This window comes from uncultured Acinetobacter sp. (assembly GCF_947624825.1).
Classification (GTDB): Bacteria; Pseudomonadota; Gammaproteobacteria; order Pseudomonadales; family Moraxellaceae; genus Acinetobacter.
This window is the reverse complement of record NZ_CANQLZ010000012.1, coordinates 1-15,644: the sequence shown is the minus strand read 5'-3', so window position 1 is coordinate 15,644 and position 15,644 is coordinate 1. Positions and strand designations below refer to the sequence as shown.

The window sequence follows — 15,644 nt, the reverse complement described above, 5'->3', positions numbered from 1 at the left end:
GCCATTTATCTGTGATGAGTTTGTATTTTCTGCTGCTTATTCGATAATTAGTACAGGATAAGGTGCTGAATTTTTATGGGATAAATAATGCGTAAATTACAAGGATTTACCTTAGTCGAATTAATGATTACGATTGGCGTCTTGGCGATTTTAGCGACGCTTGCTGTACCTTCTTTTGCTAGTATGATACGTAAATATAATTTAGAAAGCAGTGTTATGGAGTTAAATATGTTGCTTAGTGAAGCACGTACAACTGCCTTAGCAACAAGAAAAGACGTCACTGTTTATCTCAGTAAAGATGCACTTAACACAACCCATAATAAAAATTGGATGCCTAAAGGACAAACCAGTGACCAAACTGAGGTGTCTGAAATAGTATTTACTGGATCAGGTCAAATCAAGATTGACAATGAAATGGCCGTAGATACCCAATTAAAAATATGCGACCAAGCAGCGCCTTCTGAGCTTTCAATGACGCTACATTTATCCCGTTTTGGCACCGTGCAAAATATAACCAAGGGGCAGTGTTCATGACATATTCATCTCAACGCGGTATTGGCTTAATAGAAGTGATGGTTGCAGCACTGATTTTAGCAGTTGCTGTGTTGGGATTTATGGCACTGCAATATCGCTCTTTAGAAGCAGCAAACGAAGCTTATTATCGTACCCAAGCTATGAGTATAGCGCGTGATGTTGCAGAAAAAATTCGAGCCAATCAATTTGCACAACCTATTTATGTTGAACAACTAACCTATAAAACACCCGAACCTGCACCTGATCCCGATGATGAAGAAGGTGTTGTGATGCCAACAGAATGCACGCATACATCCACCTGTACAAAAGACCAATTCGCCTATGTTGATGCTATAGAGATTAAAGCTAAGGCCCAAGAGGTAGGTATGCAAGTAGCGATGCAACCTTGTAGTGGTGTGGAACGTCAGTGTATTTACATTGCTTGGGATGAAACGCTACCTAAAGACGGTGACCCAAGTAAAGAAAATGTATGTACCAATGGTGGTACTTATGTAGATGCTTCACGCTGTATTGTGATGGAGGCATACGAATAATGAATAAACTCTATCAACATGGTTTGAGCTTACTTGAGCTGATGATTGCCCTAGCACTCGGATTAATCTTGGTGGCTGTGGCTATACAAATGTTTATTTCCTCTCAATCAAATTTATCGTTGCAGCGTGGTTTAGGTGACTTACAGGACAATGGTCTGTTTGGAATTGATTTTGTTGCTAAAGACTTACGTAAAGTGAATCTTGGTGCATCTTTACCGGTTTTGGATTCAAAGATTGCACAAGGTGGGATAATTTTGTCTGCAAGTAATATTACAGGTACCTCACCCACTGGAACTGACACGATTAGGTTATTGGATTTACAACAAAATGAAATGTCAGGTACGGCGCTACTTCCTGGTACATCTAACTTTGTGGGTCAAAAAAGCGATCAACTGACCATTCAATATAAAGCAGTACAAAATGTTTACGACGATTCAACTTTCTTGCGCAAGGTCAGCAATGGTCTAAGTGCAGATGAGCAAGCAATTGTTGTGGGTTATGACTGTGAGGGTGGAAAAATTGTGTTGGGTGATGTGGCTAATCAAACCTATATCGTGCAGCGTTATTTTGTAAGATCAACCACAGGTCTGACCACAGCCGATGGTCAAACTAATTCAAACCTTGCCCTGTATTGTGATGCTGGACGCTATCAGTTAGGTGCTGTGGAAGATGCATATGTAGCCACTCAACCTGAAAATCGTAAAGTGAATGTCACAGGTTTAAATAATAATAATCAAGTTATTTTAAATCGTGTTGATCATTTTCGGGTCTTGCTGGGTGTGGCAGAAGGAAATTATACCGAGAGTAATAAATTCCGATATATGACCTTAAGTGACTATAAAGCACTCACCAGCAATTTGCCGAAAATTCGCAGTGTGAAATTGGGGCTAGTGATACGTTCTCAAGATGCTGTACCAAGCTCAGTCATAAAAGCAGATCAAAGTTTTAATATTTTAGATTTAACAGCCTTAAAATTAGTGGGTTCACAAGATTATCATTTACGTCAAGTACTCACACAAACAGTTGCCTTGCGTAATGCTCTTGGGGAGGACTTAAGATGATAAATTCTCGAGTGCAGCAAAAAGGTTCAACTTTAGTGGTGGTCTTAATCATGTTGGTGATTATTACCATTATTGGTGTAGTAGGTGTGCGCCATAGTATGACGTCATTAAACATTGCTACCAATAGCCAAATTAATGAATTGTTAAGACAAAGTTCTGACTCGGCGATGTTGGCTTTAGAAGAGGTGAGTGACCTTGAGCAATTGTCTACAGCTAATGGTATTTTGGGTTTTATTAGCCAACCTGAAAATCTCAATAAAGAGTTAGTATTTTGTTTTAAAAAGAATCAGGGTATCGCTTTTACCATCAATCAAGCCAGTATGCTTGAGTTCACAACAACAGGTTTAAGAAATACGACCTTGGGCAAACGAGGCTTTTGTAAGCCAAAAAATAGTTTGTTTTATACCAGTGAGCGTAACGCAGTACTTACACAAGTGGCAATTAGACGTTCAACAGCTGGCGTATTAGAGCCGGCTTTTTCAAACTATGTCACAGGTACTGATTTTATCTCAGCCAAGACACAAAATAACGAGCGCTTCACCATTTATGCCACATCTGTTTTGCCCTCAGTAGGCGGGGCTAAAAAAGATGATATTGAAAATTGTTTATCCAATCATTTCAGTGGTCGCGTTCAAAGTTTATCTTTAGATATTAACAGTCCTGCTGCAACAACAGTTTCACAATGTTTGGAAGGATTAGGCGTGCCATATATCACCCAAGTGGCTGATTATAGCTATATGGTAGGTTTTAATAAGTTGCCGGCAAGTAACTGATAGCATGGGAGTATTCAAAATGAAAAAGACAATAATCAGCAATGCTATTGTTATGGTATTAGCAACAACAGGCTTCATGAGTCATACGACATGGGCAAGTGATCGTGAGATTTATCAACGTGGTGGAGAGGGTTCAGCCGCGGTTATGATTTCGCTTGATGTTAGCCGAACCATGCGTGAAAAATTTGGTACGCTTAATGATGGTAATGGCGACTATTATGGTTGTGTGCGCAGTGTTCAAGACCCAGAAGAACTGACCATTGGTGATAAAAATCGTAAAGTCGAGTCAAAATATTGCGTTTATACTGACGACTTCATTAAATTTAATAATTTTTTCTTAAGAAAAAAATTCCCCTCTTATGAGGCCTATGTTAAGCAAACTTGTGATTTTATTCCACGTAACATGTCTATAACTGGGCGTGAAAATAATATCTACCAATGTTATGACCGCTTAACGCGCGCCAAAATTGCGCTTATTGGTTTGCTAGATGGTGACGTACAGCGTGACATCGTACCCTTAAGTGGCGATAAAGTCGTAGGGTTGAGTGTGTTTCCAGCCTACTTGGTCAGTAACAATAAAAATAGTAAACATGCAGATAAGTCCGCCGCGATCGTTTTGCCTGCCCGTCGTCTTGATGCTCAGGTTACGTATAATGGCAAAAAAATGGAACAGCGAGAGGCATTGGTACAGGCCATTTTATATAACACAACAGATGCAAAAAAGAGTTTGTGGGATAAATTTACCGAAAATGACAACGTACCTATCGCCAGTGCTTTAGCAGAATCAGCAGCATATTTAATGGGTACCACGACCAACGCCGGCTTTAGAGAAATGCAAAAAGCTTGGATTAAATGGGAAGATCGGAAAGTACAAGAAAAGTTTGAAAAATCTAAGCTTTGGCCTTTTGTGGGAGATTGTGATAAAGGTAAATCTGGTTCTTGGGATGAGTTTGGTCAATGTAAAGATTGGGAAATCAGCACTAAGCTTGATAGCTACGATGATTTATACTCTATGAACGAGCGCAATGCTGCAGATTTATCATGGGATCGGGCACGTTTTTTAATCAATGATGATAGTAAATATTTAAAAACCAGTGGTTATCGTTATGCACCTACTGAAGTAGTAGATGGTATTAACTATAAAGCCCCAGATCTAATTACAAAGCAGGTTGAAGACCCGTCGTTAAAATCGTGTCATGCACAAGGGGTGTATGTGGTTACGGGTGGTTTATCGCATACAGGTGATGCTTCACAAGGCGAAGGCACAATTGATTTTTACATGAAACGAATGATGAGTCGTTCTTTAGGCGATACAGATTACCGTACTAATATGTGTAAAAATGGTGTACTCAAAGACTATACTAATATATTTGGCAATGAGAATAATTATATAGATAACTCAAGTTGGTCATGTATCTCCGCCTATGCTGAAAAACTAAAAACTGGCGCTAACCCAGTTGGTTTAAGTATTAAAACAGCTGTTGTAGGTGTAGGTAAGCAGTTTGAAGAATTGCCAAGTTCCAATTTTGCTATGACTACCGCAGAAAATGAAGCTGAATTAGCAGAAGCCATTGAGGAGTTAGAAGCTTTTGAAGATGCCAATAGCCTGCTTAATACAAAGCGTACCAAACATAATTTAAAAAATACTGCACTGCTTGGGTTACATGGTGGTGGTGGTTGGTATTCAGCAATGTCAGCTCAAGATATTGCCAAAAGTTTTAATAGCTTTGTCAATGTTTTATCAAAAGACATTCCATCAGCATCGGTGAATAAAGCTGTTATTCCAGTGGATATTTTAAATCCTTATGAATTGCAGCCATACGCTTATCTGACCATGTATGAACCTACTGTGCAGGGTACGGCTGCGGCATGGGCAGGTAACCTAAAACGTTATGGTATTGGTAGCAGAGGATTGGTGGTCGATCAAAATGATAAGAGCATTTTTGCTACCAATGGTGTTGTCAAAGACAGTGTGAAGGATCTGTGGGAAAAATCTTCTTTAACCGATGCTGAAAAAGCCAAACCACGTTTATTCCAAGGTGGTGCACTCAATCAACTTGATTTGGGTAAAAATGACGCTAATGGATTTAAGCGTACTGTTTATACCACGCGTGAATGTGTAGAAAAAAAGAATCAGGTTGTTTGCCAACAAAATCAAAATGTGGCTTTAAAGCAAATTAATCAAGACTACTTTAACAAAGGTTTAACCGCGCAAGATCAGCTTCGAGGTTATTTACTTGGATTATTAGGTTATAACGTGGTCAATCCAAAGGCTGTGGATGACGAAGATATTATGCAGATTTGGCAGCAGCGCCCTGAGCTACGTCAAATGGGCGCAATTTTACATTCCGACCCATTGCTGTTCACTCAAAATGGTAAAGTACAACGTGATGCCAATGGTTATATTTCTACCTCAGAACGCGAAGACTATGTATTATTTGGTACCACCCAAGGTGTGTTACATATCTTAGAAGCTGATACAGGTAAAGAAAAATTTGCCTTTGTCCCAAATGAGATGGTGGAATCAAATCATAATAACTTTGTTCATCTAAATGCTGCTGACCCTACAGGAAAATTCTTATACGGTATTGATGGTGCATGGACAGTGCATACTGAATATGTAGCAGAGAGTGAAGAAGCTGACAAAATTACCGTTGGATCACGTACCGATGTTGAGGTTGCTGGTAAGCAGTGGGTCTATGGTGGTTTACGTATGGGAGGGCGTAGTTATTACGCGCTTGACTTAAGTGATATTGATCAGCCTAAAGTAAAATTCCATATCGATCCAATCAATCAATCAGTGCATAGCCCTACAGGTACCAAAGAGTACGATGCTTTGCGCTTTATGGGACAAAGTTGGTCTAAACCAGTCATTACACGAGTAAATTGGCAAGGTCAAGATAAGCTGGTGATGTTTGTAGGCGGTGGTTATGACCATATCGGTCAAAACCAAGGCTATGAAAGTTCAGGTTATGATCAAAAACAAGGCCCGCAGCGCAGTGGTGCAGGGGTCTATATGTTTGACGCCGACACCGGTGATCTATTGTGGTGGGCAAGTACCAATGTGTCAGGTGATGATCCTATTAAACCTAATGCACAAAAAACGATTGAGCATAAGGTACCTGACTTAGCCTACAGCGTGGTGAGCACGATTAAAACAGTGGATCGAGATGGGGATAGTTTGACGGATCATTTGTATTTTGGTGATTTAGGTGGTCAGGTATGGCGTATAGATATTAATAACTTCCACAATGATAAGCAGCCCTTTGCCACACATGTAGTGCGTTTACTCGATTTACAAGCAGATATGCATACCAATGATACCTACAAACGTCCACGTTTTTACACGCAACCTACTTTTAGTATCTATCGTATACCAAGTTCTGGTCGTGTGATGGCTGCTATTAGCATTGGTTCTGGAAATTTGAGTAGACCAATGCATGACGTTGCAGATGAGCCAAATTGGAAACCTAATGCAATTTATACCTTATTTGATAAAGATGTCACACGTAGTAATTTATATAAACTCAACGCATCACAGTTGCTGACAAAAGATGTTGAACCTGTAGAGCTGACGAGTAATCAACGTAAAGGTATTGATAAAGCCTTTGATGAGACTATTGCGGGTTGGAAATATACGTTCTCTGAACATGCATTTGATCTTGATGAAAAAAATAAGGGTGCGCAAAAGTTCTATAGCACTCCGATGGGCGCAAAAGTAATCACAGATCCAGTCTTAATGAATAACCAATTATTTGTGAGCGTATTTGATAGTGCCAAGAGTGGTACGGTTCAAGGCTGTGATGCAGGTATTAAAGGTGAAAGCGTCATTGAGCGTTTCTGTATGCCATTTGGTACATGTGGCTCAAATAGTGGCCTGAGCAATAGCTTATATGCAGGGGTTGGTATTGCACCCATTAATGTGAGTTCAGCAGGTCAAGGTGCTCAAAATTCACGTACCATTGTGAATAGTCAATGTGAGGGGGATAGCTGTTCTATTGGGGGCACTGGCGACAATGTCCAAGGCAACAATGAACTTAACCGTAAACTACGCCCAATGCGTTGGTTTGAGCGCGAGTGAGAACAGTTATGCAAATGAGCAAGGGCTTTACCTTAATCGAGTTAATGGTCGTGGTGGTGATTATTACAATCTTTGCTGTCATTGCTGTGCCTACTTACAAAAATTATATCCGCCGTGCCGATTTAAGTCAGGCACAGCAGGAGATGCAAAAAATTGCCGACCAACTTGAGCGTTACAAAGGACGTAGTTTTAGTTACAACGGTTTTAGTTTGTCAGCAGTTTTTGACCTACCAAACAATGATCCTTTGATTAATGAAAGCAATGGAGTGGTTTATCTGCCCCTAGGAAGTAATGCAACAAATGCCAAATATACCTTGACCCTACGTGACCCTGAAACTCAAAAGTCACTCGCAACAGGGATTAAGGCAAGCGCAGGAGATACAGGACTCGGTGATAGTTTAGGTCATAGTTGGGAGATGAATGCGCTAAGCACTGATTTGGCAAACTATAGTTTAGTGATGAACAGTCAGGGTTTACAGTGTAAAACCATAGATCAGACACAAGTAAAGTTGTATGAATGTGGTGCAACTGGGACTGGTGAAGCATGGTAAAACAAGGTGGCTTTAGCCTAATTGAGGTGATGATTACGGTGGCGATTGTGGCAATTTTGGCTGTGATTGCTATCCCTAGCTATGAGCGCTATAAAGTTAAAGTTAATCGTGTAGCGGCGCAATCTGATTTGGTTGAGATGGGCACTAAGTTACAGCAGTATTTAGTGACGCGTCGTAGTTTTATAAAAGATAATGGCTTTATAGGATTAGCTGATGTCAACTTAACGAATCAGTTACCACGCAACGAACCGAATTTATATACCGTTAGTCTGAATGTAACGGCAAACACTTGGGAGCTTGTTGCCAAGCCTAATCTTGGTACACCTCAAGCAGGCGATGGAGTTTTGGTTTTAAATTCCAAAGGTTATCGTTGTTGGGATAAACAATTAACCACGGCGTGTGACCCAAGTGCCATAACAAATTGGGATGGACGTTAAAAAGTAAATTTAAAGGTGTGGATAAATCAGTTTTTCATCTTTATTTCATTGCCAAGATCGCGTAAAATACTGCCCTCTATGAAAGGGGTTTGAGCTGTATCGATGGTCGGTACAAGGATAATCCGTAAAAACTATAAGGTTCTATCATGGTTGTTATTCGTCTTGCACGCGGTGGTGCTAAAAAACGTCCTTTCTATCAAATCATTGTGACTGATAGCCGTAATGCACGTGACGGTCGTTTCATCGAACGTATCGGTTTCTTCAACCCTACAGCTCAAGGTAAAGCAGAAAAACTTCGTTTAGATGCTGACCGTTTTGCTCACTGGGTTTCTCAAGGTGCTCAACCTTCAGATCGCGTTGCTTCTTTAGCTGCTCAAGCTAAAAAAGCTGCAACTGCTGTTTAATATGGTAGTAGATTGCCCATGACACCAACACAGAATGTTCCCGAAGATCGTATTCAGATTGGACAGCTACGTTCAGCATATGGATTAAATGGGTGGCTCTGGGTCTATTCCAATACAGAACCCATGAGCAACATTTTTGACTATCTGCCTTGGTACATTGAGACCAAAGCAGGTTGGCAAATTGTCGATGTTAAACGTTGGAAACCGCATGGCAAAGGCTTGGTCGTAAGCTTAAAAGGTGTGAGTGATCGCACTGGTGCAGACGAACTGGTTGGCGCAAATGTATGGATCTCTAAATCGCAACTGCCTCAAGCAGGTGTAGATGAATATTATTGGTCGGATTTAAAAGGTCTAACAGTGTTAGGGCTTGATGATGACGAACAAGAAATTAATCTCGGTCAAATTTTTGAACTGTTTGAAACAGGTGCCAACGATGTCATTGTGGTGCACGCAACCCCACAAAGTATTGATGGCGAAGAGCGATTGATTCCATGGCATAAAGATGTGGTACAACGCGTTGATCTAGAAGCGGGTCGTATTTACGTCAATTGGGGCGTAGATTACTAACATTTTTGGAAATACGGGAGTCTGTGATGTTTTTTGCAGTCATTACGCTTTTTCCGGAAATGTTTGAAGCGATTACAGCCTACGGGATTAGCGGGCGTGCTGCAAAGCGCGATTTAATACAGATGCATTGTATTAATCCTCGTGATTTTGCAACGGGCAACTACAAACGTGTGGACGAACGTCCATTCGGTGGTGGTCCGGGTATGGTGATGATGGCTGAGCCTTTGGCACAAGCGATTCAACATGCCAAACAACTTGCACAAAAGGCAGGTGCAGCCAATGTCCCTGTGGTGTATATGTCACCACAAGGTCAAACTCTTCATGAGCATGCTGTACAACAATTTGTCGAATACGACGGATTGATTGTACTTTGCGGACGTTATGAAGGGGTCGATGAGCGTTTGATCCAAAAATATGTCGATCAGGAATGGTCGATTGGTGATTATGTATTGTCGGGTGGTGAACTGCCGGCTATGGTATTATTGGACAGCATTATTCGCAGACTTCCGGGTGCGATGTCCGATGAACAATCCCATGTGCAAGACTCTTTTGTGGATGGTCTTTTAGACTGCCCACAATATACCAAGCCTGACCATTTTGAAGGGCTGGATGTGCCAGAGGTATTAAAATCTGGTCATCATGGCAATATTGAGAAATGGCGCTTTGTGCAGCGATATCAACGTACACTTGAACGTCGACCAGAATTGGTTGAACAAGTTGAGTTGACTAAGCAGCAAAAGAAATGGCTCAAAGATTCGGGTCTTTAAATTGTTTAAAGACCTTTAATAGGTTCTTTATACCTTGAAGTGGTCAAGTATAAAGAGAAAGATCATCGGGTGTATGCGCTTTAGCCTCTATACCCCGCGAAGATCAGACCCCTTCTGACTCGCACATATTGGAGATACCCCATGAGCGGTAAGCATCCTTTAGTTCAAATTATTGAAAATGCACAATTAAAAACTGATATCCCTGCGTTTGCACCAGGTGATACAGTAATTGTTCAAGTTAAAGTAAAAGAAGGCGAGCGTGAACGTCTTCAGGCTTTCGAAGGCGTTGTAATCGCTAAGAAAAACCGTGGCTTAAACTCTGCGTTTACAGTACGTAAAATTTCTAGCGGTTTCGGTGTTGAGCGTGTTTTCCAAACTCACTCTCCAGTTGTTGCTGGTATCGAAGTTAAACGTCGTGGTGACGTTCGTCGTGCTAAACTTTACTACCTACGTGAATTGTCAGGTAAAGCTGCACGTATCCGTGAAAAGTTACCAGCTCGTAAAGTTAAAGCTTAATTTTAAGTTTTATCTTGAGTTAAAAAATGCGCCTTTTGGCGCATTTTTTTATGGCTTAAATATACGATAAAATTATTTTTAAAACCGAAATCTTGTCTATCTAGGTTTTATGGGTTTGTAAAAGCACATTGCCTTTGAATCACTATACACTCACAAGATGGATTGTTACCATGAGCCAATTTTTTGGATCTAAAGTGTTATGAAATCTTCTGCACATAAAGCGCCGCGTCGTCATTTAAGCGGTGTATTTTTACTGAACAAACCCTTAGGAATTAGTTCTAACGCAGCCTTACAAAGAGTGCGTTGGTTATACCGTGCACAAAAAGCAGGGCATACGGGTGCACTTGATCCACTGGCATCAGGTTTGTTGCCAATTTGCTTAGGTGAGGCGACCAAATTTTCGCATTATTTACTTGAGTCAACCAAGCGTTATCAAACCACGGTATTTTTAGGGCATAGCACCACCACAGGTGATGTTGAGGGTGAAGCTTTACTTGAACAAGCAGTACCTGAATTGACTGAAGACGCTATTTTAACCGTACTTGCACAGTTTACGGGGGATATTCAGCAAGTGCCACCGATGTACTCGGCCTTGAAAAAAGAAGGACGTCCACTATATGAATTGGCACGTCAAGGGATTGAAATTGAGCGTGAGTCACGTCCAATTACCATCTATGCTATTGAGCTATTGAGCTTTGACGCCAGCAGTATTACTTTAGATGTAACCTGTTCAAAAGGAACTTATATTCGGGTATTAGGTGAAGATATTGCCAAAGCCTTAGGTACTTATGGTCATTTAACTTATTTACATCGTGTTAAAACTGGGCACTTTGACTTAATTCCAAGTTATACCATTGAATATTTAGAAAGCTTAACCGAAGAGCAGCGTGATGCTTTATTGCTACCTGTTTACGCGCCAGTTGAGCATTTTCCTCATGTGCAGGTGCCACAAGGACGTGCTGAATATTTCTGTCGTGGTATGGAAAGTAATATTGATCATGCAGCGCTTGAACAAGTCTTGGTTTTTGATGGGGAAAAATGCCTCGGTCTTGCCCAGATCAATGATAAAAAACGTTTAATCCCCAAACGCGTGTTAAATCTCGATTAGGAAAAGCCATGGAATTAGAATTAATCTTGAGCTTAATGTTGTTTGCATTTTTTGCTGGCGCAATTGATGCAGCAGTAGGCGGTGGTGGGCTAATTCAAATTCCTGCTTTGATGAGTGCCATGCCTCACATGGCACCTGCCACCATATTTGGTACCAATAAGTTGGCTTCTATTTTTGGTACAGCCTCTGCAGCATGGTCTTATTTTAAAAAAGTACAATTACCATGGCAATTATTGTTGTTGGTGGCTTGCTGCGCTGGCTTGACCTCATTTTTGGGTGCAGCTTCAGTTACTTTAATTCCAACTGAAATCTTGCGTCCTTTTGTGTTGTTTATGCTAATCATCATTGCAATTTATACCTTGATGAAAAAGCAGTTTGGTCAGCAGCATCAGCAACAAGTGATGAATCAAAAAACCTTAATGCTTGCTGCTATTGGCAGTTTAATCATTGGCTTTTATGACGGCATTTTTGGACCCGGTACAGGTAGTTTTTTTATTTTCTATTTTATTCGTTATTTACAAGTCGACTTTCTACATGCCTCAGCTTTGGCCAAAATTGCCAATCTCACCACCAACTTAGCAGCATTAAGTTTTTTTGTACCCAGTGGGCATGTCTTGCTTGTAATAGGTTTACTTATGGCAGCCTGCAACGTTGTAGGTTCATTGCTTGGGGTAAAACTGGCGCTTAAATATGGCAGCGGTTTTATTCGAATCTTATTTTTAATCTTAGTCAGTGTTTTAATTTTGCGTTTAAGCTATCAAATTTTATGGCTTTAAGTGCATGGCGTTACAGCTTTAATACAGTCAAACCACGCTTAAATTGAGTATAAAAAGTATTCAAAGGATCATCAGCCTATCGCCAAGGATCAATTATGAATATTTTTGAAGCATTACGAGAAAGTCACCAAAAACAAAGAGAGCTTGGGGAAGCCTTACTTAAAACTTCAGGTGACAGCCCCGAACGTCGCGATGTATTTGAGCGTTATAAAAACGAATTATTTGCCCATGCCGTTGCCGAGGATCGCTACTTCTATATTCCATTAATGATGAATGATGCCGGCTTAAATATCACGCGGCATGCGCTTGCCGAACATCATGAGATGGATGAATTATTAGAGGCATTAACTGAGCTTGAAATGAGTAATTCAGGTTGGCTGAATAAAGCAAAAAAATTGGTCGACACTGTATTGCATCATTTAGATGAAGAAGAGCATGGTTTTTTTCAACAAGCTGGTAAAATCTTATCCGATAAAGAAAAGACCAGTTTAGCCAAGCAGTATATAAAAGAATACGACAAGTATAAAAAGTCCGATAAGGACGCTTTAGTCTAAACTGAGCGGGCTAACAGTAAATGCGGTTAGCCTGTTTTGCTTTTAAATGTTACCCCAATTGACGCAAGCATGACACAGCCTAATGCGATCCATTGCCAAAAGCCAATTTGTTCACCTAATAACATAAAGCCGGCCAAAGCAGCCAATGCAGGGGATAAGCTAGATAACGTACCGTAGCTTAATTTACTTAAACGTTTTAAGGCTTGTAAATCTAAGGCATAAGGAATGGCGGTTGCTAAGACCGCAATAACAAGCGCTTGTGGCCAATATTCTACATTTAGCAATGCTTGAGCATTATGATATAAACCAATCGGCAATAAACTCAAAGCCGATAAACTAATGGCAATGGTCAGTGCATGCATACCAATATTTTGCTGCACCACTTTTTGCCCAAAATAAATATAAAAAGCCCAACACAGCCCTGCACCTAGAGCACATAGCGCACCAAGTATAGAAAAATTACCCTCAAAAGCTTGCTGCCAAGGCACCATCAAAGCAATGCCTAAAATGGCTAAACCAACCCAAATATATTCACTGCGTTTTTGAATGGACAATAATGCCAAGCCTAAAGGACCAATAAACTCAAGTCCCACCGCAATCCCTTGAGGTAACTTACCTAAGGAAATATAAAATAAGATATTCATCAAGCACAAGGCTGCGCTGTAGCAGAGTAAATCTCGCCATTTTAAAAAGCCTAAACGCTTAAAAATATGCCATGAGCGAAACATAAAAAATACAATAATCGCAGCAAAACAAAGTCTTAAAATGGTCACGCTTAATGGATCAAGGTGCAAAAAAAGCTGCTTTGCAAAAGATGCACTGATCTGATAAGAGATCATTGAAAGCAGCATAAATAGCGCAGCAAGCAATTGCGGATGAGCCATGATTTAAATATTCGCCTAGATAATAAACCCTATTATAGACCCAAATACTTGAGCTAAAAATGTAATCAAATGCTTCTATTCCCTTGAAAATAACTCGATATACTTGCAAGCTAATCTTTTGGTTAATTTTTGATCGTAAAGAAGATAATTATAAGGACTCAAAACATGAATATGCAATGGAAGAAAATCCTCCTCGCCACCATGCTAGGCGTTGCTTTAACGGGGTGTGGTTCTAGTTCAAATGATACTCACGTACCACCAAGTGAAAATACCATTCAACAACAGATGTCAGCTTTAATTTTGACCAGTTCAGGCAATAGTATTCGTAATGCTACAATCAAAATTGCTGGGCAAAGCTTTACCACTGATGTGGCAGGTAAAGCCAATTTTACGGTCAACATTCCACAAAATGACGAATATGTGGTGGTACAGATTGAAAAAGCAGGCTTTGTGAGTCAGTCAGTGAGATTTAAAGCCACGGAACTTGAAAATATTAATGCACGTTTAATTGCAGTTAAAAATGTGATCGAAGTACCTGCAATTGAAAAAGCTCAAGTAATTGAAAGCTCAGAACTCAATGCCAGTATTACCTTACCTGCCAATGCATTTGTACGCCCAAATGGAGAAGTGGCCACAGGTAAAGTAACAGTGGAATTTAGTCCATGGGATATTCAAGGCGATGACCTCAATGCTATGCCTGCCAATGGTGTGGCACAAAATGCCCAAAATGAGATTGTAAATTTAATCAGTGCAGGGATGATCTCTGTAACCTTTAAAAATGAACAAGGTGAAACCCTACAATTGGCACAAGGTAAAACCGCTGAACTGCGTATGGATTTACCAGTGGGTAGCATCGACAATCAGGGAATGTCGATCGGTACAGAAATTCCAATGTGGTATTTCGATGAAAGCAAAGGCTTGTGGGTGGAAGACGGGGTTGGTTATGTCGTGGAGTCGAATCAGTCTGCAACGGGATTAGCTGTACAGGCAACGGTTGAGCATTTTTCTACATGGAATTGGGATTTTCAGTATCAGGGTGCAGCCACGGTCTTTGTAGAATGTTTTGCTGAAAATGTAGCAGCACCTTGTCATGTTACTGCCAATGCAACCCTAACAGACAACAGTAAAATTACACGTACAGGTTATGTTCCTGCCGAAGGTATACAAATTGTTAATATGCCAAGCGCTGGGCGTATTGATTGGCTAGCCAGCCATCCAAATGATGACACCTTATCTGAAGTTAGCTCCGTCATTCCAGATAGAGTGCGTATTGATTTAGTACCTGCAAAAACTAATAATTTAGTACGTTGTTTAAAGGACAATCAAGCAATCGATTGTGTGGTGACTTTAAATGGACGTGACTATAGCATTGGTAAAGAGGGCAGTATTGTACGCACCAGTTTAGATGCTACTCAATTACAGTGGCAAGCACGTGCTCAGTATGTAGAAGGCGAAACTGCTGTGTATAGCCATACGGGTTGGGCGGTGTCTAATACTACAGAAGAGGTCACAATTTTACTTGACCAACAAACCAAACTATTTGATAAAACCCCATTTGATTTACGTTGTGACTTGGACAATGAAACTGATTTAACCTGTAATGTGCAAATGTATATGGGAACGTATGGAAATGATGGTTCTGATTCAGAGGGTTTGTCTGTTAGCAAGACGTATAGCTTACCGATTAATCAGTCGCTAATGGTATATCTACCGGTCAGACCATCTAGTAATAATCAACTTAATTTTTGGATGGAAGCTTGGGCTTATGTCAATAAAGGCAATTTACAACGTCAGGGTTATTTAGAATATGAAGGTTTAACTCAAAACAAAATCTACTTTAATTTCAATGACAGCTCATGGTGTGATGGTGAATATGTGGATCGAGATATTGAGGTACCACGCTTAGTAGATGATCAAAATAATTGTTGGTCAATTCCACAATAAAATCTAACCAAACATACCAAGGTATAGTTTTTTAGCCTTCAATAAAAAAAAGCCACAGTCTAAAGACTGTGGCTTTTTGTTTACAGTGATTTAGAACAATACGCGAACGCGGATTGTGCCTTCAACTGTATGTAGGGTATCAAGTGCTTCTTGT

At 40.3% G+C, this 15,644-nt stretch carries 16 protein-coding genes; 15 read left to right on the top strand and 1 reads right to left on the bottom strand.

Annotated features, from left to right (window positions below):
• The first annotated feature begins 87 nt into the window (after positions 1 to 87).
• From Q0017_RS04335 to Q0017_RS04270, 14 genes are all read left to right on the top strand, one after another.
• Complete coding sequence (locus Q0017_RS04335; protein WP_298143192.1) at positions 88 to 534, top strand: Tfp pilus assembly protein FimT/FimU; 447 nt, start codon at positions 88 to 90, stop codon at positions 532 to 534.
• Complete coding sequence (gene pilV, locus Q0017_RS04330; protein WP_298143190.1) at positions 531 to 1,067, top strand: type IV pilus modification protein PilV; 537 nt, start codon at positions 531 to 533, stop codon at positions 1,065 to 1,067. The genes Q0017_RS04335 and pilV overlap by 4 nt, the downstream gene beginning before the upstream one ends.
• Entirely contained in the window at positions 1,067 to 2,128 is a 1,062-nt protein-coding gene (locus Q0017_RS04325; protein WP_298143187.1) for a PilW family protein, read from the top strand. Before pilV ends, Q0017_RS04325 begins: the two co-directional genes overlap by 1 nt.
• A complete protein-coding gene (locus Q0017_RS04320) occupies positions 2,125 to 2,901 on the top strand; it encodes a PilX N-terminal domain-containing pilus assembly protein (RefSeq protein WP_298143184.1) in 777 nt (258 codons plus the stop codon). Before Q0017_RS04325 ends, Q0017_RS04320 begins: the two co-directional genes overlap by 4 nt.
• Positions 2,902 to 2,920: 19 nt before the next feature.
• Complete coding sequence (locus Q0017_RS04315; protein WP_298143181.1) at positions 2,921 to 6,982, top strand: pilus assembly protein; 4,062 nt, start codon at positions 2,921 to 2,923, stop codon at positions 6,980 to 6,982.
• A gap of 8 nt (positions 6,983 to 6,990) precedes the next feature.
• Positions 6,991 to 7,533, top strand: coding sequence for a type IV pilin protein (locus Q0017_RS04310; RefSeq protein WP_298143179.1), 543 nt, complete (start codon positions 6,991 to 6,993; stop codon positions 7,531 to 7,533).
• Positions 7,527 to 7,970, top strand: coding sequence for a type IV pilin protein (locus Q0017_RS04305; RefSeq protein ID WP_298143175.1), 444 nt, complete (start codon positions 7,527 to 7,529; stop codon positions 7,968 to 7,970). The genes Q0017_RS04310 and Q0017_RS04305 overlap by 7 nt, the downstream gene beginning before the upstream one ends.
• 146 nt (positions 7,971 to 8,116) lie before the next feature.
• Positions 8,117 to 8,374: a 30S ribosomal protein S16 gene (rpsP, locus tag Q0017_RS04300; RefSeq protein ID WP_298143172.1), complete on the top strand. Its 258-nt coding sequence runs from the start codon at positions 8,117 to 8,119 to the stop codon at positions 8,372 to 8,374.
• Positions 8,375 to 8,392: 18 nt separating this feature from the next.
• Complete coding sequence (rimM, locus tag Q0017_RS04295; protein ID WP_298143169.1) at positions 8,393 to 8,941, top strand: ribosome maturation factor RimM; 549 nt, start codon at positions 8,393 to 8,395, stop codon at positions 8,939 to 8,941.
• A 26-nt stretch (positions 8,942 to 8,967) separates the two neighbouring features.
• The gene (gene trmD, locus Q0017_RS04290) at positions 8,968 to 9,708 is read left to right on the top strand and encodes a tRNA (guanosine(37)-N1)-methyltransferase TrmD (protein WP_298143168.1); all 741 of its coding nucleotides are present in this window, start codon (positions 8,968 to 8,970) and stop codon (positions 9,706 to 9,708) included.
• A gap of 141 nt (positions 9,709 to 9,849) precedes the next feature.
• Positions 9,850 to 10,224, top strand: coding sequence for a 50S ribosomal protein L19 (rplS, locus tag Q0017_RS04285; RefSeq protein WP_297423551.1), 375 nt, complete (start codon positions 9,850 to 9,852; stop codon positions 10,222 to 10,224).
• Between the two features lie 199 nt (positions 10,225 to 10,423).
• Complete coding sequence (gene truB, locus Q0017_RS04280; RefSeq protein ID WP_298143165.1) at positions 10,424 to 11,332, top strand: tRNA pseudouridine(55) synthase TruB; 909 nt, start codon at positions 10,424 to 10,426, stop codon at positions 11,330 to 11,332.
• 8 nt (positions 11,333 to 11,340) lie between these two features.
• Positions 11,341 to 12,108, top strand: a complete 768-nt coding sequence (locus Q0017_RS04275; RefSeq protein ID WP_298143162.1) for a TSUP family transporter — start codon at positions 11,341 to 11,343, stop codon at positions 12,106 to 12,108.
• A gap of 95 nt (positions 12,109 to 12,203) precedes the next feature.
• Positions 12,204 to 12,662, top strand: a complete 459-nt coding sequence (locus Q0017_RS04270) for a hemerythrin domain-containing protein (protein ID WP_298143159.1) — start codon at positions 12,204 to 12,206, stop codon at positions 12,660 to 12,662.
• 26 nt (positions 12,663 to 12,688) lie between these two features.
• On the opposite strand, the gene Q0017_RS04265 is transcribed toward Q0017_RS04270, so the two are convergent.
• Positions 12,689 to 13,546: an EamA family transporter gene (locus Q0017_RS04265; RefSeq protein ID WP_298143156.1), complete on the bottom strand. Its 858-nt coding sequence runs from the start codon at positions 13,544 to 13,546 to the stop codon at positions 12,689 to 12,691.
• A 165-nt stretch (positions 13,547 to 13,711) separates the two neighbouring features.
• Here Q0017_RS04265 and Q0017_RS04260 point away from each other — a divergent pair, with 165 nt between their 5' ends.
• Positions 13,712 to 15,490, top strand: coding sequence for a hypothetical protein (locus Q0017_RS04260; RefSeq protein ID WP_298143153.1), 1,779 nt, complete (start codon positions 13,712 to 13,714; stop codon positions 15,488 to 15,490).
• The last annotated feature ends 154 nt before the right edge of the window (positions 15,491 to 15,644 follow it).

Bases quoted from the DNA above. Each gene is read 5' to 3' on its own strand.
- Q0017_RS04335 (WP_298143192.1), top strand. From the start codon at position 88: ATGCGTAAATTACAAGGATTTACCTTAGTCGAATTAATGATTACGATT.
- pilV (WP_298143190.1), top strand. From the start codon at position 531: ATGACATATTCATCTCAACGCGGTATTGGCTTAATAGAAGTGATGGTT.
- Q0017_RS04325 (WP_298143187.1), top strand. From the start codon at position 1,067: ATGAATAAACTCTATCAACATGGTTTGAGCTTACTTGAGCTGATGATT.
- Q0017_RS04320 (WP_298143184.1), top strand. From the start codon at position 2,125: ATGATAAATTCTCGAGTGCAGCAAAAAGGTTCAACTTTAGTGGTGGTC.
- Q0017_RS04315 (WP_298143181.1), top strand. From the start codon at position 2,921: ATGAAAAAGACAATAATCAGCAATGCTATTGTTATGGTATTAGCAACA.
- Q0017_RS04310 (WP_298143179.1), top strand. From the start codon at position 6,991: ATGCAAATGAGCAAGGGCTTTACCTTAATCGAGTTAATGGTCGTGGTG.
- Q0017_RS04305 (WP_298143175.1), top strand. From the start codon at position 7,527: ATGGTAAAACAAGGTGGCTTTAGCCTAATTGAGGTGATGATTACGGTG.
- rpsP (WP_298143172.1), top strand. From the start codon at position 8,117: ATGGTTGTTATTCGTCTTGCACGCGGTGGTGCTAAAAAACGTCCTTTC.
- rimM (WP_298143169.1), top strand. From the start codon at position 8,393: ATGACACCAACACAGAATGTTCCCGAAGATCGTATTCAGATTGGACAG.
- trmD (WP_298143168.1), top strand. From the start codon at position 8,968: ATGTTTTTTGCAGTCATTACGCTTTTTCCGGAAATGTTTGAAGCGATT.
- rplS (WP_297423551.1), top strand. From the start codon at position 9,850: ATGAGCGGTAAGCATCCTTTAGTTCAAATTATTGAAAATGCACAATTA.
- truB (WP_298143165.1), top strand. From the start codon at position 10,424: ATGAAATCTTCTGCACATAAAGCGCCGCGTCGTCATTTAAGCGGTGTA.
- Q0017_RS04275 (WP_298143162.1), top strand. From the start codon at position 11,341: ATGGAATTAGAATTAATCTTGAGCTTAATGTTGTTTGCATTTTTTGCT.
- Q0017_RS04270 (WP_298143159.1), top strand. From the start codon at position 12,204: ATGAATATTTTTGAAGCATTACGAGAAAGTCACCAAAAACAAAGAGAG.
- Q0017_RS04265 (WP_298143156.1), bottom strand. From the start codon at position 13,546: ATGGCTCATCCGCAATTGCTTGCTGCGCTATTTATGCTGCTTTCAATG.
- Q0017_RS04260 (WP_298143153.1), top strand. From the start codon at position 13,712: ATGAATATGCAATGGAAGAAAATCCTCCTCGCCACCATGCTAGGCGTT.